Origin of the sequence: Vibrio sp. D420a, assembly GCF_030248625.1 — a bacterium.
GTDB lineage: Bacteria > Pseudomonadota > Gammaproteobacteria > Enterobacterales > Vibrionaceae > Vibrio > Vibrio fortis_A.
Genome location: NZ_JAHGAN010000007.1, coordinates 112,091 through 135,479 on the forward strand (window position 1 = coordinate 112,091; position 23,389 = coordinate 135,479).

General features: G+C 45.0%; 24 protein-coding genes. 9 read left to right on the forward strand and 15 right to left on the reverse strand.

Annotation, left to right across the window (positions count from 1 at the left end; genetic code table 11):
• Window positions 1-62: 62 nt before the first annotated feature.
• Window positions 63-623, reverse strand: coding sequence for a sugar O-acetyltransferase (locus KI743_RS07435; protein WP_285465796.1), 561 nt, complete (start codon window positions 621-623; stop codon window positions 63-65).
• Between the two features lie 248 nt (window positions 624-871).
• On the opposite strand from KI743_RS07435, the gene KI743_RS07440 reads away from it, so the two are divergent.
• A complete protein-coding gene (locus KI743_RS07440; protein ID WP_285465797.1) occupies window positions 872-1,861 on the forward strand; it encodes a zinc-binding dehydrogenase in 990 nt (329 codons plus the stop codon).
• Window positions 1,862-1,941: 80 nt separating this feature from the next.
• On the opposite strand, the gene KI743_RS07445 is transcribed toward KI743_RS07440, so the two are convergent.
• The 5 genes from KI743_RS07445 to KI743_RS07465 all read right to left on the reverse strand — a co-directional run bounded on the left by KI743_RS07445 (window position 1,942) and on the right by KI743_RS07465 (window position 6,470).
• A complete protein-coding gene (locus tag KI743_RS07445) occupies window positions 1,942-2,937 on the reverse strand; it encodes a LacI family DNA-binding transcriptional regulator (RefSeq protein WP_285465798.1) in 996 nt (331 codons plus the stop codon).
• Window positions 2,938-3,033: 96 nt separating this feature from the next.
• Window positions 3,034-4,473 carry a 6-phospho-beta-glucosidase gene (locus KI743_RS07450; protein WP_285465799.1) on the reverse strand — a complete coding sequence of 480 codons (1,440 nt, stop codon included), beginning with the start codon at window positions 4,471-4,473 and terminating at the stop codon, window positions 3,034-3,036.
• Window positions 4,474-4,755: 282 nt separating this feature from the next.
• Window positions 4,756-5,304: a carboxymuconolactone decarboxylase family protein gene (locus KI743_RS07455; protein WP_032553849.1), complete on the reverse strand. Its 549-nt coding sequence runs from the start codon at window positions 5,302-5,304 to the stop codon at window positions 4,756-4,758.
• Window positions 5,305-5,541: 237 nt separating this feature from the next.
• A complete protein-coding gene (locus KI743_RS07460; protein WP_285465800.1) occupies window positions 5,542-6,036 on the reverse strand; it encodes a hypothetical protein in 495 nt (164 codons plus the stop codon).
• Between the two features lie 44 nt (window positions 6,037-6,080).
• Window positions 6,081-6,470 (reverse strand): VOC family protein, encoded by a 390-nt coding sequence (locus KI743_RS07465; protein WP_032553847.1) that lies wholly within the window; start codon window positions 6,468-6,470, stop codon window positions 6,081-6,083.
• Between the two features lie 265 nt (window positions 6,471-6,735).
• Here KI743_RS07465 and KI743_RS07470 point away from each other — a divergent pair, with 265 nt between their 5' ends.
• On the forward strand, window positions 6,736-7,575 hold the full coding sequence (locus KI743_RS07470) for a DMT family transporter (RefSeq protein WP_263641661.1): 840 nt from the start codon (window positions 6,736-6,738) through the stop codon (window positions 7,573-7,575).
• Between the two features lie 117 nt (window positions 7,576-7,692).
• On the opposite strand, the gene KI743_RS07475 is transcribed toward KI743_RS07470, so the two are convergent.
• The gene (locus tag KI743_RS07475) at window positions 7,693-9,072 is read right to left on the reverse strand and encodes an MATE family efflux transporter (protein WP_285465801.1); all 1,380 of its coding nucleotides are present in this window, start codon (window positions 9,070-9,072) and stop codon (window positions 7,693-7,695) included.
• 231 nt (window positions 9,073-9,303) lie between these two features.
• Between KI743_RS07475 and KI743_RS07480 the strand changes: the two genes are divergently transcribed.
• From KI743_RS07480 to KI743_RS07490, 3 genes are all read left to right on the forward strand, one after another.
• The gene (locus KI743_RS07480; RefSeq protein ID WP_285465802.1) at window positions 9,304-10,113 is read left to right on the forward strand and encodes an SDR family NAD(P)-dependent oxidoreductase; all 810 of its coding nucleotides are present in this window, start codon (window positions 9,304-9,306) and stop codon (window positions 10,111-10,113) included.
• A 184-nt stretch (window positions 10,114-10,297) separates the two neighbouring features.
• A complete protein-coding gene (locus tag KI743_RS07485; RefSeq protein WP_285465803.1) occupies window positions 10,298-11,200 on the forward strand; it encodes a homocysteine S-methyltransferase family protein in 903 nt (300 codons plus the stop codon).
• A 247-nt stretch (window positions 11,201-11,447) separates the two neighbouring features.
• Entirely contained in the window at window positions 11,448-11,936 is a 489-nt protein-coding gene (locus KI743_RS07490) for a Fur family transcriptional regulator (protein WP_285465804.1), read from the forward strand.
• 59 nt (window positions 11,937-11,995) lie between these two features.
• Here the strand turns inward: KI743_RS07490 and KI743_RS07495 are convergent, their stop codons facing one another.
• The gene (locus tag KI743_RS07495; protein ID WP_285465805.1) at window positions 11,996-12,310 is read right to left on the reverse strand and encodes a hypothetical protein; all 315 of its coding nucleotides are present in this window, start codon (window positions 12,308-12,310) and stop codon (window positions 11,996-11,998) included.
• 272 nt (window positions 12,311-12,582) lie between these two features.
• Here KI743_RS07495 and KI743_RS07500 point away from each other — a divergent pair, with 272 nt between their 5' ends.
• Window positions 12,583-13,662, forward strand: a complete 1,080-nt coding sequence (locus KI743_RS07500) for an HDOD domain-containing protein (protein ID WP_285465806.1) — start codon at window positions 12,583-12,585, stop codon at window positions 13,660-13,662.
• A gap of 89 nt (window positions 13,663-13,751) precedes the next feature.
• Here KI743_RS07500 and KI743_RS07505 read toward each other — a convergent pair whose 3' ends face one another.
• The 4 genes from KI743_RS07505 to KI743_RS07520 form a co-directional block, all read right to left on the reverse strand.
• A complete protein-coding gene (locus KI743_RS07505; RefSeq protein ID WP_285465807.1) occupies window positions 13,752-14,807 on the reverse strand; it encodes an alcohol dehydrogenase family protein in 1,056 nt (351 codons plus the stop codon).
• Window positions 14,804-15,325, reverse strand: coding sequence for a TetR/AcrR family transcriptional regulator (locus KI743_RS07510; protein WP_285465808.1), 522 nt, complete (start codon window positions 15,323-15,325; stop codon window positions 14,804-14,806). Before KI743_RS07510 ends, KI743_RS07505 begins: the two co-directional genes overlap by 4 nt.
• A 241-nt stretch (window positions 15,326-15,566) precedes the next feature.
• A complete protein-coding gene (locus KI743_RS07515; protein WP_285465809.1) occupies window positions 15,567-17,033 on the reverse strand; it encodes a glutathione synthase in 1,467 nt (488 codons plus the stop codon).
• Window positions 17,034-17,157: 124 nt separating this feature from the next.
• Window positions 17,158-18,093, reverse strand: a complete 936-nt coding sequence (locus tag KI743_RS07520; protein WP_150869845.1) for a LysR family transcriptional regulator — start codon at window positions 18,091-18,093, stop codon at window positions 17,158-17,160.
• A 125-nt stretch (window positions 18,094-18,218) separates the two neighbouring features.
• On the opposite strand from KI743_RS07520, the gene add reads away from it, so the two are divergent.
• Both add and KI743_RS07530 read left to right on the forward strand, forming a co-directional pair.
• Window positions 18,219-19,217, forward strand: coding sequence for an adenosine deaminase (gene add, locus KI743_RS07525; protein WP_032553834.1), 999 nt, complete (start codon window positions 18,219-18,221; stop codon window positions 19,215-19,217).
• Between the two features lie 114 nt (window positions 19,218-19,331).
• Entirely contained in the window at window positions 19,332-19,898 is a 567-nt protein-coding gene (locus KI743_RS07530; protein ID WP_285465810.1) for a sugar O-acetyltransferase, read from the forward strand.
• A 42-nt stretch (window positions 19,899-19,940) separates the two neighbouring features.
• On the opposite strand, the gene KI743_RS07535 is transcribed toward KI743_RS07530, so the two are convergent.
• Window positions 19,941-20,387: a DUF3429 domain-containing protein gene (locus KI743_RS07535; RefSeq protein WP_285465811.1), complete on the reverse strand. Its 447-nt coding sequence runs from the start codon at window positions 20,385-20,387 to the stop codon at window positions 19,941-19,943.
• A gap of 9 nt (window positions 20,388-20,396) precedes the next feature.
• Window positions 20,397-20,942 carry a glutathione peroxidase gene (locus KI743_RS07540; protein WP_285465812.1) on the reverse strand — a complete coding sequence of 182 codons (546 nt, stop codon included), beginning with the start codon at window positions 20,940-20,942 and terminating at the stop codon, window positions 20,397-20,399.
• A 187-nt stretch (window positions 20,943-21,129) separates the two neighbouring features.
• Between KI743_RS07540 and KI743_RS07545 the strand changes: the two genes are divergently transcribed.
• Window positions 21,130-21,837: a GntR family transcriptional regulator gene (locus KI743_RS07545; protein WP_285465813.1), complete on the forward strand. Its 708-nt coding sequence runs from the start codon at window positions 21,130-21,132 to the stop codon at window positions 21,835-21,837.
• 85 nt (window positions 21,838-21,922) lie between these two features.
• On the opposite strand, the gene KI743_RS07550 is transcribed toward KI743_RS07545, so the two are convergent.
• On the reverse strand, window positions 21,923-23,017 hold the full coding sequence (locus KI743_RS07550; RefSeq protein ID WP_285465814.1) for a carbohydrate porin: 1,095 nt from the start codon (window positions 23,015-23,017) through the stop codon (window positions 21,923-21,925).
• Between the last annotated feature and the right edge of the window lie 372 nt (window positions 23,018-23,389).

Consider the following 23,389-nt stretch of genomic DNA (forward strand, 5'->3'; position numbering starts at 1 on the left):
AGCTAGAATAGAAAAAACAAAGCCCGAATCTAGGTTCGGGCTTTGTCTATTTGATGGTGCTATTAATCGTTATCAATTGTTCTTAAAACTCGACATGGGTTTCCGACTGCGACCACATTGTCTGGAATATCTTTGGTCACAACACTGCCCGCACCGATCACACTGTTCTTGCCAATGTTCACGCCGGGGCAAATGATCACACCAGCACCAATCCAAGCATTGTCACCAATCGAGATTGGCGTACCGAACTCAACGCCTTCATCAACACGGCTCTTCACATCCAATGGGTGACCTGCGGTAAGCACTTGTACATTAGGGGCGAACAACACATTGTCGCCAATCGTCACTTCTGCTACATCTAAAACGACGCAGTTAAAATTGGCGTAGAAATTCTTACCCAGCTTAATGTTTGAGCCGTAATCACATCCGAATGGTGGCTCTAAATAAGCGCCTTCAGAGTCAGGGATCAAGGTGTCAATGGCAGAACGCCACTCGTCACTGTCTGGGATACTATTGTTGAGCTTTTGTAGAACCTTACGACACTCGATTCGTTCTGCGTACAGCTCTTCATCCCATGCTAAGTAAGGCTCACCAGCCAACATCTTCTGTTTTTCTGTTTTCATATTCTTTATCTACTTACCAAAAACTTTTCGCCGATTATAGAGGCTTGTACTGACACAATAATCAACGCCACGCACACTTTTGCGATTCAATTTTGCCAATAAAAATAACTAACCGACGACCAATAATTAGGCTGAATCTTCCCTATAACCTAATAACAAAATGTAATGGTAGGCTAAACAATCGATAATTATCAACTTATGAAATGCACGCTATTCTAGTGATAATAGATCATGGAATAGAGGCGATAATGAAAGCAATTACCTACCAAAAATCGAGTGATACATTCTCAGTGTCAGAACTCCCAGCACCCAATTTAGAAAGTGAATTTGATGTCTTGGTTAAGGTTGTGGCTGTCGCACTCAACCCCGTAGATGCAAAAATCAACTTTTGGCATGAAATGGTGCCAAACATGGACGATCAATTTGTTGGTGGCTTAGACGTTTCAGGTGAAATCATCGCGATCGGCAGCAAGGTAGAAAATTGGCAAGTGGGTGACAAAGTGTTGTATCACGGCAATATGCGACGCGCTCATGGTGGTTTTGCAGAACTCGCCATTCAAGACGCTCGCACTTTGGTTCCACATCCAAACACCTCCCCAGAAATAGCCGCCTCTCTGCCATGTGCTGCGTGGACGGCCTACCGCGCTTTGGTGGATAAACTGCACGCTAGCAACAAAGAGATCTTACTCATCACTGGTGGTTCAGGTGGCGTGGGCAGCTTTGCGATTCAAATTGCCAAAGCACTTGGTGTGAAAACCATAATTACGACTTGCTCACAAGCCAATCATGAAGCGGTTCGTCAGCTTGGTGCGACTCACACCATTGATTACCGCTGCTCAGATGTCGTTGCAGAAGTGATGAAGATTACTCAAGACCAAGGTGTGGATATTGCGCTGGATTGTGTCGGCGGCGACAACGACAAATTTGCGGCTGATGTATTGGCTTTTGAAGGCGAAATGGTGGAGTTAGTGCAAACCGTGGCACCTGAGCGCTACGACAATGCTTTCCTTAAAGGTCTCAGTTTCCACCAGCTTAGCCTAGGCTCAGGTCATGTGAATGGTGCTAAAGGCATGAAAACCTTAATCGACGCAGGCAACGCCGTTAATGCTTTGGTTGAATCTGGTGACGTTGTCGTTCCTAACCTCAAAGTAATTGCTCTCGAAGAGATTGGTCACGCGCTACTGGATATGAGAAACCAGCGTACGGTTGGCAAAATCATCGCCAAGCTGGCTCACTAATCTCAACACTCTACCGAACATCCCCAGCCTAGAAGTGATTCACTCCAGAACCTTCTAGGCATTCCTTTAAATCGAGTTTCTTAGCGACTGAGTACCGAGTCTCGAATGACAAGGCTACCAGTGGTGTCGATGGCATCTGCTTGCTCCGAGTCACCGACGATTTTCAGAATCGCCTTTTGCGTCATCTGCTCTAGTGGAACGCTCACAGAGGTTAAGCTAGGCGTTAAAAACTCACCCACTTTGCTGTTATCAAAGCCCACGATAGAGATATCTTGAGGTAGCTTGTAGCCCTTCTCTAGAAAGGCTTTCATCGCGCCGATCGCCATATCATCATTTTCCGAAACTACTGCGGTAAAAGCGACATCGTTGGCCAACAGTTCCTGCGCTGAGGTATAACCACTCTCCATTGTCCAATCACCTTGTACGACTCTCAATTCGTCATAAGCAATCTTGTGTTTCAACAAAGTATCGCGATAAGCGGCGAAGCGCTGTTCGTCTGTCGATGACCCTGATTTTCCTCGGATCACCGCGATCTGCTGATGGCCTTGCTCAATGATATGTTCCATCATCACACAAGCACTTTGATAGTGGTCTGTGGTAATCGCATGTTCAGGTGAAGATGGCATTTCGCGGTTGAGTACAAGAATGGGAGTGTCAGTACTCTCGATGATCTGCGCGATTTCAGATTCACTCAAGCATTGCGGGTAAATGATGATCCCGGCGCACTTCATATCGAGCAGAAAGTTAATGGCTTTGCGCTCGTCCTCAGCACTGTGTTTACCATCGGTGATCACCAACTGATGATTGGATTTTTCGCTGTAAGAAGCGGCGTGATACATCAAAGAAGAGAAGTAAGGGCCGTTGAACAGTTCATTGGTAATGACAAAGCCGATGAAGTTAGTCTTCTTGGTCGCCAACTGTTGAGCCAACAAGTTTGGTCGATAGCCTGTCTCCTGAATCGCATCAAAGACCTTCTTGGCAACGACAGGCCTTACGATGTTCTTGCCGTTCAGCACGCGAGAGACTGTCGATTTCGAGACGCCAGCGCGGTTCGCAACATCAAGCATGGTTACCATTCACTTACCCTTCTATAAAAAACTAGCCGACCTAAGCCAGCTAATTGTATTGCTTAGTGAAACGGCAACGCTCGCTGCCGTTTAATTGCAGGCATTCTAAATAGTGGCACCGTTAGATGCAATCACGCCTTTGTACCACTCAAACGACTTCTTGCGTTTGCGCTCTAGTGTTCCTGACTGGTCGTTGTGTTTGTCTACGTAAATGAAACCGTAACGCTTTTTCATCTCACCTGTGGTGAACGATACCAAGTCAATACAACCCCAAGGGGTGTAACCCATCAAGTCAACGCCATCAATCGCAACGGCTTTTTTCATCTCTTTGATGTGATCGCCAAGGTAAGCGATACGATAGTCATCATTAATGCTGCCATCTTCTTCGATGGTATCAACCGCACCAAAACCATTCTCAACGATGAACAGTGGCACTTCGTAGCGCTCATAAAGAGACGCTAAGCAGTAACGCAGGCCTGTTGGGTCAATCGGCCAACCCCAATCGCTCGATTTGATGAACGGGTTCTCTACTGAGTTTTCATGACCACCGTCCATCGCTTCTTCTGTTGATTGGTGAGAAGACGAGTCCAAGGTATTTGACATGTAGTAGCTAAAGCCGAGGTAATCCGCTTTACCTTCTTTTAGGATTTGCTCATCTTCAGGCTGCATTTCGATATTGAAGCCCTTCAGTGCCCAATCACGCTTGGCGTAACTTGGATAGTGACCACGAACCATGACATCAGAGAAGAAGTAGCGATCACGCATCGCTTGCTGCGCCACCATGATGTCTTCTGGCTTTGAAGAGCGAGGGTAGAAAGGCACCATCGCACACATCGCACCGATCTGAAGATCTGGGTTGATCTCATGACCTTTCTTTACCACCAATGCGCTCGCAACAAACTGATGGTGCACCGCTTGGTACATGGCTTCTTGCGGCTTTTCGCACTGTGGGAACTTCACGCCAGAGCATAACCATCCGAAGATGTCCGCCGAGGTGTTCATCTGGTTATTGATCTCGTTAAACGTCATCCAGTACTTCACTTTATGCTGGTAACGCTCCATCACCGTGGTTGAGTACTTAACGAAGAAATCAATCACTTTACGGTTAATCCAGCCACCGTATTCTTTCGCTAGATGGTAAGGCATTTCAAAGTGGCTCAGCGTCACTACTGGCTGGATATCGTATTTCAATAGCTCATCAAACAGGTCATCGTAAAATTTTAAGCCCGCTTCACACGGTTCGGCTTCATCGCCATTCGGGAAAATACGCGTCCACGCGATGCTGGTACGGAAACACTTAAAGCCCATTTCAGCAAATAACTTAATGTCTTCTTTGTAGCGATGGTAGAAATCCACAGCAACTTGGTTAGGGTAGTTTTCACCATCGATTACACCATCGGTGATTCGACGTTGTACACCGTGCGCGCCTGCTGTTAATACATCGACAACGCTCACACCTTTACCATTCGCATCCCAGCCGCCTTCTAGCTGATGTGCAGCAACCGCACCACCCCATAAAAAATCGTTTGGAAATTCGTTATTCATACCATCACTCACTACAAGTTATTCGCTAGGAAATAGATAGGTTTAAGGTAACAAACTTAAAAGCTGCAACTCTGAAACCGATTTCAAGACGCAATAAAGATACACCTTGAAACCGGTTTCAACAATAGGTTTTTGAGGTTTATTTGATCATAGAGATCAAGTTTATGAGCCAAGTGATCGGTATACCTTTGATATTAAGGAGAATAGAAGTGCTGACAAGGGAATAAAAATTTTGAGAGATGAAAAGCACCGGACTAAGAGATTTAGTCCGGCAACTGGGGACTACTTTTTCCAAGCAAATGGTTCAAATGCCTTGTCCACAGGTGTTTCAGCTAGGTGGTTAACGTAGTTGCTGATCACTTTTTGCGACAAGCCAAGAATCACTTCTAAAACCTGTTTCTGTCCGTAGCCAGCACTGTAAAACGCTTCAACTTCCTCTTTAGAAACATTACCTCGCCCTCTCACCACACTTAGCGTGAAGTCTTTTAGAGCTTGCAGCTTCTCAGTTGGTAGGGCTTCATCGTTTCGCAGCGCTTCAGTGATCGCAGGATCTACCTTCATTGAGTGTGCGATCGCAGTATGCGCCGGAACACAGTAGTGACATTCATGTTCAACGTTTATGGTTTGCCACACAACGGTGAGCTCTTCTGCGTCGAAGGAGCTATTCGTGAACTGCTGATGCAGCTCTTTGTACGCATTAAGTATTTCTGGAGACTCAGCCATCACTGAGTAAAGGCCAGGGATCATCCCCATCTGTTTCTGGGCGCCTTCAAGAATTGCTTTACTGCCTTCTGGTGCTGTTTCAATAGTATGAAATTTAAAATTGCTCATCGTCTTTATCCTGTTTGTTTTACAAAGACAACCGAACATAGGCTCAGTTGACATCAATAGAATTATATTAGAACGAGCGTTCAAAAACTAAAATATCGAAGCCCAACAGTTTTTATTCATTTTTGATCTAAGTGAGAAGATTAACTGACATGAAAACAATAAGAGCCACGATATTGACTCGCGGCTCTCTATGAGATGACAGCATAAGACTATGATTTTAAATAGGATAATCTCTATTTAATGTTCTAAATAGTACTGATCATGCGCTTGCTTGTATTGAGTGTTCTGCTCTCCAGGATAGAACTGAACCAGCTTAAGATCATCGACAGACAGGTGGATCCAACCTTCTTTCAGACGAACCCAGTTATTATCTTGGATTTGATAAACGCTTGGAAAAGTACCCCAGCCCGATTCGGATACTTGTAATTCACTAAAACGCAAAACCTGTTCAATCGGCTGGCTGTCCATATTTGGAGACTCATATATAGAAACCGCTGGCATGGTTTGTTGGGGCGTGAATTGGTAGCAACTTATCGATTCAAGTGAACGATCAAGCCACTGATATTTTTTCGCTTCGACGTAATTAACAACACCACAATCGTTGAACTGGATTGCCCATACCTGCCCATCCTGGAAGCCCAAGTACCCAATCGGCTCATCAACCACTTCGTTGGTCGTCTGGCAACCGACCAGCAGAGATAAACCTAGAAGACTAATAAGAGGTTTACGCATAAAAGTATCCGAGTTGATATGTTATCAACTGAGAATAGCTCCTTTTAGACTGTAAGTTCTAGTCGATTGCCATCTGGATCGAGAACGCAACTCTCATAATAACCATCGCCAGTTCTTCTTGGGCCATCTAAACGCTCATAACCGTCTTCAACCAAGCGTTGGGTTAGATCGTCAACCGCTTGTTCTGAGCCCAATGAAATCGCTACATGAATAAACCCAGTGAACTGATCGTAGATATCATCTTTCGACTCAGGTACTGAGTCCATCTCCATGATCTCCAATCGGCTACCGCTATCGAAAGACAAGAAGTAAGACGAAAAGCCCTTAGTCGGATTGTGATACTTCTCGTTAGAAGTGGCGCCGAAGTAATCTTGGTAGAAGCGTTTAAGCACTTCTAGTTGTTTCGTCCAAATCGCAATGTGTTCGATTTTCATGGCATCTATTCCTAATCATTCAATCAACGACAAATAGATTAGGGTAAGAAACCGGAACATTAAACAGAACAAAATAAGGCTACTTTGTTCCTAGATTAGCATCGCCAAGTTTGAAGATGAGCTGAACAACATTTTTGTAACACTAGCTTGTGTATTGAGACTATTTGCTCCATAGTCGCTTTTTTGAACGGTCAGGTCATACGCCATGCTAAGCTTCGCTAAACTACTGATACTCGCCTCTATTTGGGGTGGCTCCTTTCTCTTTATGCGGATAGCCGCCACACCGCTTGGTCCCGCTATGCTGATCGAAGCCCGCGTACTTTTTGCCGCGCTAACACTGCTGATCGTCTCGATTTATCTAAAGAAAACACTCAAGTTTACTGAGCATACCCGGCACTTCTTTATACTTGGACTGTTCAATACGGCGTTGCCTTTTCTGCTATTCGCCTACGCAGCACAAACGCTGAATGCCTCAACGTTGTCGATTCTTAACTCTACAGCGCCTATCTGGGCGGCCATCATCGGCGCGGTGTGGACTAAAACTCCACTCGAAAAGCGTGTGGTTGCAGGCCTTGGGCTTGGTGTTACAGGTGTGGGAGTTCTGGTTGGCTGGGATGCAGTCAATATTGGCAGCGAAGCAATCATTCCAATTGGGGCGGCAGTATGTGCAGCGCTCAGTTATGGCATCGCTTCTAACTACACCAAAACCGCACCAAAGGTGGAAGCGTTCAGCAACGCACATGGCAGCATGTGGGCATCAGTACTGTTAGTTCTGCCATTTGTTTTCTTTATTCCTGTAAGAGAAGCACCAGACTTAACCATCACCACATCGGTGATCTTATTGGGCGCAGTCTGCACCGGCTTGGCTTACCTACTCTACTTCAACCTAATTAATGAACTGGGGCCATCACCTGCACTTTCGGTGACCTTTTTGATCCCCGTATTTGGTATCTTGTGGGGACACTTATTCCTAGATGAGCACATCGGTATCAATACCATCTTTGGCTCTATCTTTGTCATCATAGGCACCATGCTCGTTACTGGTTTATCACCCTACGCGATGCTTCAAGCAGCCAAGAGACGAAGAGCCAAACAGCCTTCATAGGCTTTAGGCCCTAATTCATATCAATACCAAAACGGCCTCTGTATTAGAGGCCGTTTTTGTTGAATCACAGTTTGAATAACGGTTAAGAAAATCACCGCTATCCCTTCAGAGTAAGCCCTAGCATTCCGTTCTCAACGCACTTTGGCATGAAGTTTTAGTGGATTTCGTTTCGATATTCTCTTTAACGTAACGGCTTAATCGCAGCCACGCAAAACCACCCGCCAGCACATTCGCGCATGATGCTGCAACAACCGCGTATATCATCTCTCCCGTAGAAGCACCGATCCATAATGCTGGAATGTAGAAGATGAAAAGACGTGCAAACGACACATTTAACGCCTGTTTAGGTAAGCCCAGCGCATTGAACACCGACGCCACCAACATACACAATCCCAGTGGTCCGAAGCTAAATGGGATGAACAGCAAACTAACTTCAAACCAGTGCTGTATAGTCACTTCATCCGATAACGTGGATGCAAGTAAGCCACTACTCAGAGCTAAAACAGCCGCAATCACCAAGTGGAAAGTCAGTAAGAACAGCGCCGATGTTTTCAGTAATTCTGGAATTCGATGATGCTGTTTAGCACCAAGGTAACGGCCAATCATGGGAGGAATCGACATGGTTAGTGCCAACGACATCACCAAAACAAAGCTCTCAACGCGTGACAATAGACTCCAAAATGCCATTTCACTGGTTCCCATGTGAGCGATCAACCACATGGTGAAAAAAGCACTGACTGACGGCAAAATCTGATTCATGGTGGTTGGAATCACGGTTCTCACCAACTCAGAAGCATCTTGTTTGATCTGTTCGATGCTCGCATCAGACAAGCCAAACCAACCACGGCCTTGCACTTTAATAAGCATGTAAACCGAACAAGTCAGGTAGCCCAAGGTTGAGGCGACCGCTGCACCAACAATTCCCATATCGAGCCAGAAAATCAGAATCGGATCGAGGATCAGGTTAACGATACTCGCACCAAGAAACATGCTGCCTGTGGTTTTAGTATCACCATTGGCTCGGTAGATACAGGTCATTAAGTAGAGTAGCGCAACGCTCAGTGCACTCATTAACCAAACTGGCCAATACTGATTGAACACGGCAAGCAACAATTGATACTGCTGCGGTGGCACATCAGCAATAAACGAATGGAACACCCAATCACTAAATAAGATCAGGACAAAACAAAGTAGAGCGATGGTGACCATGCCCGCACCGACCGACAATGTCGCCATAGAGCTGGCTTTGCGGCTGTTTCTTGCGCCAACCGCCTGTGAGATGATCGAGGTGGCCGCAACCCCCATTCCAACTTGTACACCAGTAAACGCAGCCTGAAATGGTAGTGTGATACCGTGCACCGCGAGTTCATTGACACCTAGCATCCCAATAAAAATGGAGTCCACTAGTTGAACCATCATGATCGCAAAAACACCCACCGTTAACGGCAAGGTTTTCTCAATCACAATGCGCAGAGTGGTTGGCAGGCTTAGCGGCATAGTTGGGCTCTTTGTTCTGTTTTCTCAGCATGCAGTATACGGAGCACACAGAGAAAGATAACCGCCAACATTCCTGAATGAGTTTCAACGTTTTGTATATAATCCCTGCACCATTCGTGATCCGTGCATTATTTAACCACTTTTGCTCTGTAACCGTGTGACACGACAAAAACTTTGCGCAGATGATCTTTGTTATAAGAATCTCTCCAGCTATTTTTTGAAGGGTTAATAATGCAAAAAATAATTCTTATCACAGGAGCAACCGATGGGATTGGCTTGGAGACCGCAAGAGTATTGGCTCAACAAGGACACCACCTACTCATTCACGGTAGAAACCGCGCCAAATTAGAGCGTGTTGCTGCCAGCTTACGTCGCCTCTCTAAGCAGGCTAACATTGAACATTACCTTGCTGATTTGTCGGTATTGGCCGAGGTCGAACAGTTTGCTCAACAGGTGATCCGTGATCATCGTAAGCTCGATGTTCTGATCAATAATGCGGGTGTATACCGCGTCCCTGAAGTGACCACCAAAGATAATCTAGATACGCGTTTTGTAGTAAATACCATCTCCCCCTATCGACTTACTCGCTTGTTGCTACCCCTTTTCGATGCCACAGGTCGCATCATTAATCTATCTTCAGCAGCACAAGCCCCAGTCGACCTTAATGCCTTAAGTAGCCCTAATGCGGGTGATATTCACGGACCCATTTATGCACAGAGCAAGCTCGCTCTTAATATGTGGTCAATGGAATTGGCTCAATCGCTGGCAGGACATGGGCCATCAATTATTGCTGTCAATCCCGCTTCATTTTTAGGCAGTAAACTGGTTAAAGAGGCCTACGGCTTAGATGGCAACGACTTAGCCATCGGTGCAGACATCCTATGCCGCGCGGCATTATCAGACGAGTTTGCTGATGCATCGGGCCAATACTTTGATAATGACTCAGGGTTATTTAAGCCTCCCCACGCCGATGCTCTTGATGACTATAAAAACCAACAACTGGTAGAAACATTAGATCGCCTCATAGAGGCCAAAGCCTAATCGAAAACAGCGGTACGAATTGTGCCGCTATCTTCCTTCCTTTTTATCGTATCCCTCAGCCATAAGCCGCTACCCGGTGTCAGACAAAACAAAAGTTCAATTCGAGCACAACGGCAACGTAGTCTTCATCCATCGTGTCTGATATGGTGTCGCAAGAATTTCTGTCACGGATATGAGCATGACTATGAACAGACTCACAATATTAGACGGTGGTATGGGCAGGGAGCTCAAAGAGATTGGCGCTCCTTTTTCACAGCCACTTTGGAGTGCTCAAGCACTTATCGAAGCCCCACAATTTGTTACCCAAGCCCACCAGCACTTTATCGATGCCGGTGCTGAGCTGATCATCACCAACAGCTATGCGTGTGTTCCGTTCCACCTCGGTGAGCAGCGATTTTCTGAACAAGGCTTTGAACTCGCAGAGTTATCTGGAAAACTTGCACAGTCCGCCGCTAAGTCTGCGGATCACACAGTAATGGTTGCGGGCGCGATTCCACCACCTTTTGGCAGCTACCGACCGGATCTATTCAAGTCCGAGCAAGCAAAGCCTATCGTGCAAACTTTGTATGACGCACAAGCACCGTACATAGATTTGTGGATGGTCGAAACATTATGCAGTTTGGAAGAATTCAGCGCTATTCATGACGTGTTAAAAGAGTCAGACAAGCCTTGCTACTACGCGTTCAGCCTGAGCGACGAGACGGGCTCTGCAGCAACGCTGCGATCAGGGCAAGCCGTGACCGATGCTATCAAGCTGGCGGTTCAATCCGACGCAGCAGCGGTGCTATTTAACTGCTCAGTTCCGGAAGTGATGGAACAAGCAATCAAAGACGCTAAGCAGGTATTGGGTGAATTAAGCAGCACAATTGAGATTGGTGTTTATGCAAACAATTTTGCACCGATCAGCAGCGAACATGAGGCGAATGATACTCTACAGTGTATGCGAGAACTGTCTCCAGCAGACTACCTAGTTTATGCAAAACGTTGGTACCAACTGGGCGCAACCATCATTGGCGGTTGCTGTGGCATTGGTCCTAAACACATTAAAGCGCTCAGCGATTGGAAGTTAACACTGACTGAGCAATAAAGTTATCAATCACTGCCTTGCCGTTTGCCTGTAAGGCGGTGATACCTCCTCTCCTCGTTCCTATTACCGATTCCTCCATCTCTTAATAGCTCATTGCTATCACAACTCTATTTGGTTCCTGTTTTAAACAAGAACGCCATCTAGGACACGCTTTATATCGCATTTGCTTGCTCTTCGGACACACCAAAAGCTATGATATAACATAACAATCTATGGATATGTATAGCTCTCATAATGGAAATGTTTAATGACAAAGCTCGTCGATACTGAAGCTCAAATCAAACATGTCGAAAACAACTTTAAAGCGCGTGGCAAACAGCTAACGGCAACAAGGCGCCTAGTACTTCGTGCTCTGATTGGATCAGGAAAAGCACTCTCTGCCTATGACATTGTTGACTACTGCCGAGATCATTTGGATAAGACGATTCAGGCCATGTCCGTCTATCGTATTCTTGAGTTTTTAGAAAAGGAGCACTTGGCCCATAAGCTCAAGGTGTCCAATAAATACATTGCTTGCTCGCATATCCTTTGTGAGCATGAACACGGCATCCCTCAGTTTTTCATTTGCTCTAAGTGTGACAAGATCAGTGAACAAACCATCGATCCTAAACTGATCATGGATCTAAAATCCAATGCGCGAGAAGAAGGCTTTACCGTGATTAGTCCACAACTAGAGATAAATTGTGTTTGCGATGATTGCCTGAAACAAGAAGAGACGTGCTGTGGAAGTGCGTAAATGAAAAAGCTGGGCAGGTGTTACCCAGCTTGAATAAAAGATTTTTCTCGCACGAATTACTAGAAATTGTACTCAGCAATTTTGGACGGTGTACCGATATCATGCTTTGGTGCGACAGCTTTCATCGGTTCCATTTTCAGCAGGCCGTTGTGAAAACAGAACTCAACCAACTCTGCTGAAGACATCTTCATTTTGTAGCCCACTTCCAAACGCTGGAACATGCCGTTGCACTCAAAATCTTCAAATTTCACTTCAAAACCGACCAGCTGATGCTGGTGTTGGCCGTCATTAAAGTAAATGTTGTGCTGCGCGTAATCGGCTGTTTTTAGTAAGTCCAAAACCAAGTTTAATGAATCTGCTGTAAAGACAAGCATGAAAATCTCTCTCTAAATTATTATCCCAATACGGTGTTATTGATTATTTAATTATTAACACTCGGGCGCACTATAGCCGACGGCCTTTAACAATTAAGTAACCATGCGTAAGGGTTTGTAATCTGTAAAACTTTCATTGATTTAATTTATGCATTACCTATGAGATAATTGTGGGTATTGGGACGTGTTGATCTTTCTAGCAAAACTTAGCCACGAAAGGTCAACATACCCTAGCCTATTCGCATTATGTTTTTCTTTTAGGATCCCACTCAATGTTTAAAAGGGTGTTGCAAACACTATTCCCTTCTTTAAAGGGGCAACCATCAAAAACCTCTCAAGAATCAGCAAACAATGTTGAAAGCCAATCTCAACTGCAGCAGTCAGAAGTCGCTCAAACAGCAACGTCTCAGCACACGTTAAGAGCCGATAAACCTCTCAGCCCGCATGACGCGGATTTTCTGAATTATCTGTTTGGGGAATCTCGATTGAATACGGAGTCAGATCCATTCAGTGATTTCGTTGCAGCACGTATTGAAAAACTACTTCTATCGCCAAAGGCGCTGCTCAATGAACTACCAGTCATGCCTGCTTCGATCACGACTTTAATGAGTGAACTAAAGAGTGACGATTTCAATGTTGAAACTCTATTGAAAGTCATCGATAAAGAGCCAAGCATGGCAGCTGATATGATCAAACTGGCAAACAGCGCACGCTATCGCCGCTCTGAAAAAGAGGTTACGGATCTAAAAACCGCATTCATGAATATGGGCTCACAAGGTCTGATTGAGGGTGTAATTAACGCCTATCTGAAAGAGTTCTCCCCAACACTGAATATCTACTGGCGACAATTTGGTGAGAAGATTTGGGATCACAGCCTGCAAACGGCCTGCTACTCGAGAGAACTACTCAAAGACAGCACTTCGAACGAAGACGAGTCAACGGCCTACTTTGTCGGGCTTATTCGTAACTTAGGCAAAATGATCATCTTCCAAGTGATGATAGAAGCATTCCGTCATGTTGACCCGAGTGTTCCGCCGAACTCCACCGCCTTTAAGCGATTGATCAACAGCTATTCCATCAAGCTGACCTACACACTTGCCAAGTTCTGGGAGCTACCGGAATCGGTACTTTTAGCTATCGCTTATCAGGAATCACAGAAGTTTGCAGCAACGCCATTAGCCATTGCCGTGCTAGAAGCCAACTACCTGAGCGAACTGCAATCTCTGTTGCGATCAGAAATCATCGATCTTGAGACTTTTGAGAAGCGCAGTGAGCAACGCTTAACACAGCCAAAATCATTAGCGATTGTCGAAACAATCAGAGCCAAAGCAGCTGAACTTAACGTTGCGTAACAGGCACTCATAGAAACGGGCAGTTACGTAAAAACAATAAAGGGGCTCCAATGAGCCCCTTTGTGATTTCTGTAGATAGTCGATTATCTTTAGCCTTGCGCGACTTCCAATACAATCTTACCGACATGGTTTTTCTTCAAGAACTCTTGCTGTGCTTGATGAATATCAGCCAATGGGAAAGACTGAGCCACGATCGGGCGAATCTGTTGTTTTTCGATGCGATTAATCAGATTTTGGAACACTTCAGGCTCAAGCACTGTGCAACCAAAGAAGCTTAGGTCTTTAAGATAAAGTGTGCGCACATCTAGCTCTACCATCGCACCGCCGATTGCGCCTGAGACGGCATAGCGACTGCCTGGTTTTAACATTTCCAAGAACTGTGGCCACTGTTCACCCGCCACCAAATCAATCACCACATTCACACTGTTTTCGCCAAGCGCCTCAATGAGGTTCGCATCTCGAGGAATCACTTCATCCGCACCGAGATCTAACAATTGTTGATTCTTGCTCGGACTGGTTATCGCAATCACATACGCGCCACGCGCTTTAGCCAACTGAATCGCGGCAGAGCCTACACCACCAGAAGCACCCGAGATCAACACGCGATCACCTTCAGCGACTTGAGCACGAGTGAGCATGTTCTCTGCTGTTGAATAGGAACAAGGAAATGAAGCGAGCTCAATGTCAGACAGCTCACTTTGAACCGCGTAAGCATGTTTAGATGCAACCTTAGTGTATTCAGCAAAGCCACCGTCGCACTCAGAGCCAAAGTACCAAGGCTGAGGGAGTTCTCGACCGTACACTTCTGTTAGACATGGTTCGATCATCACACGCTCACCAATACGAGATTCATCAACTTGCTCACCCACTGCAACGATAACACCGCACACATCTGCGCCTTGAATTCGTGGAAATTTCAAAGATTCACCAGACCAACTGGCATCATCAGAATCATCGCTCTTCGAGTACCACCCAATACGCGTATTAATGTCGGTATTGTTAACACCCGCCGCCATCACCTTAATCAGTACTTCGTTAGGTGCGGGCGTTGGAACCGCAACATCCTCTCGGTATTGCAGCATCTCTTCTCCGCCATGGCCTAACATCTCAACGGCTTTCATCGTTGCTGGTACATCAAAACTCATAATGAATCCTCAATTAACAGCGTTTTAGCTGTGCTTTTCGCAGAAGCGACGGCTGCTTGGCCGAGTACAGGCCATGCACTTGAAACGCCTTCATGCAATAGAAATAGTGGGGTAGATAACGCTTCGTTGTAACTCAACTGTCCTAGCAGCGCTCGCACTTCATGTTTGTGGTCGAGTACGGCTTGGTTGATCAACTCATTGTCAGGAAACGCAGCAATCGCGTTCATCGACAAGCAACCGTGTGGAGCATACTCTTCCATCCAATTTTGAAGTCGCGTAAATACGTGCTCGATGCTCTCTTCAGCGCTTTGCGGTGCTTCTTCGAGTAACAGACTTAAATAGCGCTGGTGACGATGTTCAAGAGCTCCAACAATCATCGCCTCTTTGGAGGGGTAATGTTTGTACAAGGTTCTTAAGCTCACACCACAAGCTGTTTTTAATTGAGCAACACTTGGCTCAGCAAAACCGTGTTGGCTAAATGCAACTTCAAGAGCTGCGGCAATCTGTTCTTTCAACATAGAGCAACCTCAATACGTTTCAGAGGAAATACATCAACGCACTCACAAAGGTAGAATGGTTGTTCTACCTATAGGGTAGAGCGATCATTCTACCCTTGTCAATAGCGGTGTTTCGTTCACGATTCAATAATTGTGTAATCCAGATTCGCCACATCATGTTGATTTGAGCGGGGATAAAAACGAAAAAGCCAAAATCCACGCACAGATTTTGGCTTCTTGAATGATTTCATCGAGAGGTAATTTATGGCTCGTCAATCAGCATCAGTGAATCAAGGATCCCTTGTCCACTGTGGATACCACCTTCGTTTTCACTGGCGGGTTTACTACGAATCAAATAGCCAGCGTAGCCATTCATTTGCGTCATCGGTTCCCCCTCAAAATAGAGGCTAAACAAGCCAATTTCGCTGACTAAATCGTTCACCAAGGTTGGCCGAGTCTCTCGAACCGCTAGAGTTGGTTTATCGCGCTCATGAGGATAGATCCTCTGCATCAACGCCCAAGCATCGTACTCGCTTGGTTGTAGTTGCTGCAGCTTTTTCGATACCTCTGCGCCAAACACACAGTGACCACCACCTTCACCTTGGTTTTTCAGCACCCAGTCATGCTTGTTATCTTGTTGGTTGAACCATGTAATTGTCACCTCGTTGATAGGCTTCATATCAGCCAGCACACTCTGAACCAACTCCGCCTCTTCAAGCGTTAGTCCCCAACGCAGGTATTCACTGGCAGGCATCATGGTCAACCGCATTTGCATCGTCTTACTGGTTGCTAGTTGTTGACTGATGGTGGCATTCATTGCCACGTAGTGTCGTTCTATAAACAGACGAGTTTGACTGAGCGTTTGGCAACATACATCTTCATTGAGTTCAGGAATCCAGTAATCGGAGTATTGGTACCCAGCCCTTAAATAAACCACATCAACGCCACCCACGTCTTTAAGTTCTAAGCGCTGACCACGACCACTGCTGAGTTGGCAGCTCAGTTGCTCAAACGTGCGACGCACTGTTCTCACACCTAATTTCTGCAGCTCTAACTCTAGCAAGTGTTGATCGTAGACATTATCTTCGTTGTTCTGCACAACCATCAAGAATGTCGGTTTTCCCGACTCACCAAAATGGTGTTTGACCTTTTGCGCCGCATTCGCAATACCCAGCGCCATTTGTTCCAGCCCTCTGTTTTCAGCGGGTACAGCCCATGGTGCTTCTAACCACGACGAGAAATGTTGCGGCCATTGGTTTTGTAAAAACGCATGCAACTCCGTCGCTTTTTGACCAAAGGGTCCCATCCCCGCCGCGATACCATTAAACTCCACGACTTTTGCACCATGCTCTCGGTCGTCCATAAAATCGGTACGCATTAATAACAAAGGTCTGCGTGCAGGAAACTGACGATGTGTAGCATCACCATGAGCTTGTCGGTGCAGCGCCATCAACCGTCCAAAAAAAGGATCGGCTTTGGCCATATCACTCAAAGAGGCTTGTAAAAAGTCATGATCTTCCGACACTTTGTGGATCAACTTAGTGATCAATGGGACAACACGTTTTAAGAGTTCAAAGCTGTCGCGTGTCATGGTCATCGGCGCGATGCTAAACGGACAGTGTCGCGCTGTATTGTCCGCTTGTCGGAACGCGACGCCATGCATAATTGCCCATTCACAAGCTTCTTGTACAAGCTGTTGCGGGATTAACACAGGAGTATTGGTTTTCATATTGTTTCTTTATTTGCTAGGGACACCCTAGGTAAGACGTCGCTTAATCCCAAAAGACGAAAAACAATTAAATTATTTTCAATCTTCTGTTTTGATGTGCAGACACGCTCAAAAAATCAGACTGTTATCGAGTCTGTTCGATGATGAGCTCTCTGAGCCATTTATGGCTTGGCTCAGAGTCATAGTAACGGTGCCACAGTAAGAATAGACCACCCGGCACCAGCTCCATCGGTATCTGTTTCATCACCAATTCACCGCTCTCGATATAGTCTCTTACCGAGTTATAGGGATAACACATCAATAGATCACTTTGCTTACAAAGCTTTACTGCACTCGATATATCAGAGACGTTAGCCGCCTTGTTAATCTTGAGCTGCTTCGCTTGCAGTATTTCTAGCAATAACCAGTCGCCTACCCCACCCGTCACCAACTGAATGTGTCGATATTTAAGGAAAGTGTTTAGATTCCACTCTTCCTTCAATGCAGGGTGATCTTTACGCATCAAGCAGACTGAATAATCTTGAAGTAGCTCAACGTAATTGAGATCAGAAGGAATACTATGAACGTGCGTGCTGGCGCGCTCGTCTAGCTCGAAAATACCAATACCGAAATCCACCTCTCGCTTTAACAAGCGTTTATAGGTTTCACCCGTCCACGTCGTGCTGTTAATGGTGATGTTTGGAGCCTGCGCAAGCGCATTAGGCATAAACTTGGGGTAGATAGCGGTATAGGCCGTCTCGACGAGATCAATGTTAAAGGTGCGCTCACTACCAAGAGGGTCGAAGTCCTCTGGTACAGTAAGCTGCTCAACTTGGAGTAATATCTGATGCACTTTCGGGGCAATTTCCAGTGCTTTGGGCGTTGGAAACAGACCTTTAGACTCACGTTCGAACAAAGGATCATCAAACAAAGTCCGAAGTTTTGTGAGTTGTTTACTCACTGCTGATTGGCTCAAAAACATTCGCTGTGCGGTCTTGCTTACACTGCGCTCTTCGAGTAAAACGTGCAAGCAGAGCAAAAGATTCATATCGCATTTCAGTAATCGCTTCACATCAACCATGATATTCCTCAGATTCACATCAAAAATGATTTTATGTCACTTTCAATCATATCATGAAGTTGGTAATTTAGACCCATATAACCTATGAGTTAACTACTCAAGAATAATAGAACTAAGGAATACTCATGAACTTTCTAGCACTCCCTAAGATTGATCTTCACTGCCACCTAGACGGAAGCGTTCGTCCAGACACCATCATTGATCTTGCAAAGCAATACGATATTGAGCTACCTGCAGACCGTGATGCCGTAGTTGAGTCTCTTACTGTGCCAGAAGACTGTAAAAACCTAGATGAGTACCTAGCGTGTTTCTCTCTGCCGCTTAAAGTAATGCAAACTGAAGAAGCGATTGAGCGTATCTCTTACGAGCTTTACGAAGACGCAGCTCTTGAGAACGTGAAATACCTTGAAGTGCGTTTTGCACCTATTCTTCACGTAAACAAAGGTCTGTCACTTGATACGATCATCGCAAGCGCTGTGAAAGGCATGAAGCGTGCAGAAGAGAAGTACGACATCAAAGGTAACTACATCCTTTCTGTTCTTCGTATGTTCCCGAAAGACTCTATCAAAGACGTGATCGATGCAGGTCAAGCTTACCTAGGTAAAGGCGTTGTCGCATTTGATATCGCAGGCGGTGAGAAACCAGGTTTCTGTGCAGAATTCCCAGAATACACAAAATACGCTATCGAAAAAGGCTACCGTGTGACAGTACACGCAGGTGAGCAATGGCACGGTCAAAACGTTTACGATGCAGTGACTCTACTAGACGCAGAGCGTATCGGCCACGGTGTTCACATCCAAGGCAACGAAGACGCGTACAACATCGTGAAAGAGAAGCAAGTTGCACTAGAGACTTGCCCAACAAGTAACGTACAAACGAAATGTATTCACAAATTCAGCGACCACCCAATCTCTGAGTTCCAGAAAGACGGTATCGTGGTAACGATAAACACGGATAACCGCACAGTATCGAACACAACCATGACTAACGAAGTTAAGCGTGTATGTGAAACGTTCGACCTAACCAAAGAAGATTACGCTCAAATCTACAAATACTCTGTAGAAAACGCGTTTGCTTCAGATGAAGTAAAACAGCACCTAATGAGCTTCGCAGACCAAATCTAATTAGGTTTGAGTAACGCAAGATAAATCAGGAAGAGAAAGGCGAAAGCTTTTCTCTTTTTTATTACCTATTTGTCGTTACCCTATATTCAATATTGACTAATGAGTAGTACAGAGATGAAAACAGAACTCGAAAAAATGTTGTCAGGCGAGCTCTTCGATGGCGCCGATCAAGAAATCGACCAAATGCGTACTCATGCGCTGCATGCTCTCTCTGAATTTAACCGAAGTACAGATGCCTCTCAGCAAGACCGCTTGCAAGCCAACCTATTTGGAAAAGTCGGTAAAAGTATCGTACGCGCTCCCTTCCATTGCGAGTTCGGCAAGACCATCGAGATAGGTGATGACACCTTCATCAATATGAATGTGGTAATGCTAGACGGGGCGAACATTAAGATCGGCAACAACGTGATGATCGGTCCGAGTGCACAGCTCTATACCGCTTCCCACTCATTGGATCATCTAAGCCGTCGTAAATGGGAAACCTTTTGCCAACCAATCATTGTTGAAGATGATGCTTGGATTGGTGGTAACTGCGTGATCAATCAAGGTGTCACCATTGGAGCCCGCTCAGTCATCGCTGCAAACTCAGTAGTCAACAGCGATGTGCCACCAGATTGCCTCTATGGTGGTACACCTGCCAAGCTGATTCGCAGACTCGATGTTGATAAGCAGAGTAGCTAAACATACCAACAAAAACGGCCATCATTTCGATGGCCGTTTTTATTAACTTAGCAAGGCAACACCATGCATTACCACGACACTGGATGTGAGAATTCCCCTCATCCCCATGTACCCTTCAGGTAGTTGGTTTTGAGGTTGAGGCCTGAGTTGGTGTTCAGAGAACCAGACTGCGATATAACCTGCCGCTAGCACAATAATTGTTAGGGTAGTGCTGCCTGCTCCTTGCAATAACGCAGCCCACGCAATCAATAGAAATACGTTACTCAGCAGTAGCGCTTTACGACTCAAGCTTTGTTCTGGGTAGTCGATAGCTCTGCCCCACAACACACCAGATAGGAAACTCAGAATGACAACACTGTAGCTGACAAAGAGCTGATCTGCTCCCAAAGAGAAAAACTGGGCGTCCAACAGCATCAACAACAGTCCGAACGCAAAAGGTATCAGGCCAAGATAACCTAGCCTTAGCATGGTGCTTCTTGTTTGTGACATATCGCCTCCCTACAGTTGCTGCTCAATGGCATTTACTAAAGTAGCGCTTGAAGGTGAAGTCGAACTTCCGAATGTCCCTACCACATTGCCATCTTTATCAATCAGGTATTTGTAGAAATTCCATCGAGGAGCAACGCCTGCTTGCTTCTTGATTTCACTAAACACAGGGTTGGCTTCAGACCCTGAGATTGAAGAGCGCGCCATCATCGGGAATGTGACGCCATAATCTAGATAACACACTTTGGCACTGTCTGCCTCGCTGCCTTTGTCTTGACGGAAGTCATTACTAGGGAACCCAACCACTGTGAAGTTCTTATCTTTGTACTCCTGATGGAGTGCTTCAAGCTGACCAAACTGAGACGTGAATCCACACTGGCTTGCTGTGTTGACAACAAGTAAGGTCTTGCCACGAAATTCCTCACACAAGTTAACCTCATCAGTAGAGTTCAAGAGACGTTGTGAGCCTTTTAATATATCTGGGCATGATGACGCGTTAGCCAAAAATGGTAGCGTGCTCAGACAGAATGTTGCCAAGCTAAGTTGATATTTATTCATCCGTGTATCTCAATTAGTAACAATATTGGTTTTACTAGTTAAGGTCGGTTTTTGATCACTTTCCAGCGTGATTTCCCAACATGCTGTTTCACCTTATGTGTTAGAATTTTGAACCAGAGGCAGTGCGCTGAGTCTCTGATTTAGTTAACTATAATTTAGTCATGATGAGTGTTTTTGGGTTCTGAGAATGAAGAAGTATGAATTAGTTGTTCAAGATATTGTTAGTAAGATCTGCCAGAACAGCATCAACCATAAACTCCCTGCAGAACGAGAACTCTCTGAGATCTATGGGCTGTCTCGATTTACGATTCGTAAGGCTTTGGCTAAGCTCGAAGCGATCGGCATGGTCAAATCTAAAGTGGGTTCAGGTTACTTCGTTAATACCGCACTTATCGGCACACCGCTTGTTTACAACTCAATTACTGAGAACAGCTTCGAAGAGATCTCCTACAAAAAACTTCAGCTTAATAAAGCTCTCCCTGATCAACACGAACAGCAGATATTTTCACTTACAGATGATGAGTACATCTGGAAAATTAGACGCCTACGATTGATCAACAACAAAGTGGTACAAGTAGAAGAAGCAAGAATACCCGTTCATATATTCCCCGAGATGAACGCCGATATCATCGAAAGCTCCATTCAAAAGCATGCCTTATCTATCGGGCTTGAAATCGACAGCTACCTCACCACCTACCAAGCAGTAAATGTTTCGAAAGATGATGCTGAATTACTTGGCTGTAAGAAAAACGCTGCGGCAATGAATATTACCAATCGAGGGTTCTTAGCATCAGGTGAACTGTTTATCGTCAGTGATATTATCGACATCAACTACCAATGTACCTATCACACACCATTCAATAGCGAAAGCATGAGCTACAGAGATAAGAAGTAACGAGTTTAAAAACGGCAAGTTACACGATACAAACAAAAACAACCCGCTCGATGGCGGGTTGTTACTATTTGCTTATGCGCAATTCTTAGAACTCGTAGTACAAACGTACACGTGCACCAAAGTCATCATCTTCTGAGAATGCACTTACGTTATTAGTCTTGTTTTCAACCGTGGTGTAATAAGTGCCCAGTAGGATAGAGAAATCCTCAACTTCTAATACGTTTTGGAACTCGTAAGACGCATAACCTGTGTTCACTTTTACATCGCCTTGTGCCCATGTTGAGTCATACTCATTCGCACCATAAACATAGCCCAAGCCAAAATTGTTATACAACGCGTTCAAACCAACGCTGGCATTAGTCTCATCAACTGCATCAAGGTAAGCAAAGTTAGCGTTTACATTCCATGAACCATGGTTCCAGTTACCCGTCAAACCATAACCGGTACGATCCGAAATGTCCTTGCCGTTTACATCAACAATCGCATCACTAATTAGGTTAGTTTCCACCGATGCCGCGACTGTAAAATCACCCATGTTATACGCGACAACTGGACGAACAAGGAACGAGTCTTTCGCGTTGTCGTGGTCTACGGCTGTGCCGTGATAAGTATCAGAGAATAGATCTGAACGGTCACCAATCATGGTTCCGATTTCTAAGTAAAGGTTGCCAAAGCTCTGGTTATACATCAGTTGACCATCTGAGCCACGACCTCGTGCTTCCTTCATCTGGTATACGTAAGCACTATCACCAGTGTATAGCTCATTCGAAGTATCACCGGAGTATTCAAGGAATACATCTAACCCGACAGGGAACATATCGTATGCTTCAAAACGACCTGCTTTGATCGCCCAGCTATCTTTCTTACCAAACTCAAAATAAGCATCATCGAGGGCAACATTACCCGTACTCTCGAATAGAGGCTGCGCCTTTACTCCTACATAGTGACCACTTGTGGTGTACTTCTCACCGGCGAACTCAATCAGAACTCGGCCATCTTGGTTGAACTCTGCATCGCCGTTTTCGTTTGACTCTCTATCTTGGTAGTTAAAGTTCAATTCAACGTTACCACCAACTGAGAAGTTCCCCTCTTCATTATCCACAATTGCGATACCTGCATTGGCAGCCATTGCAGATGAAACCAGTACCGCAGCTAAAGACAGCTTGAATGTGCTTTTCATATTAACCCTATATAGCATTTTATAGTAATGTGTTGCATAGCAACTTTCTGATAATCAAGTTGAAGTTTATGGACAGTATTCGACTTAATTTCTACGACGTATATTTACGAAATAACTAAGCGCTCACAATGCTATGGAATTATATTTGCAGACCTAAATCACTGTTTTACATTTATATTAAAACCCTTTACTTTCAATAACTTAAACATAAAAACAAATGGATAAAATAAAACATTATCTATTTAATAAGACAAAAATAGATAATGTATAAATTGTGAAAAATCATTGTTTACCTCTGCACAGAAAATCAATATAAATCCAATCCATGATTAATGAATATGCACAACAAATTTCATAACGAAAATAGTATTG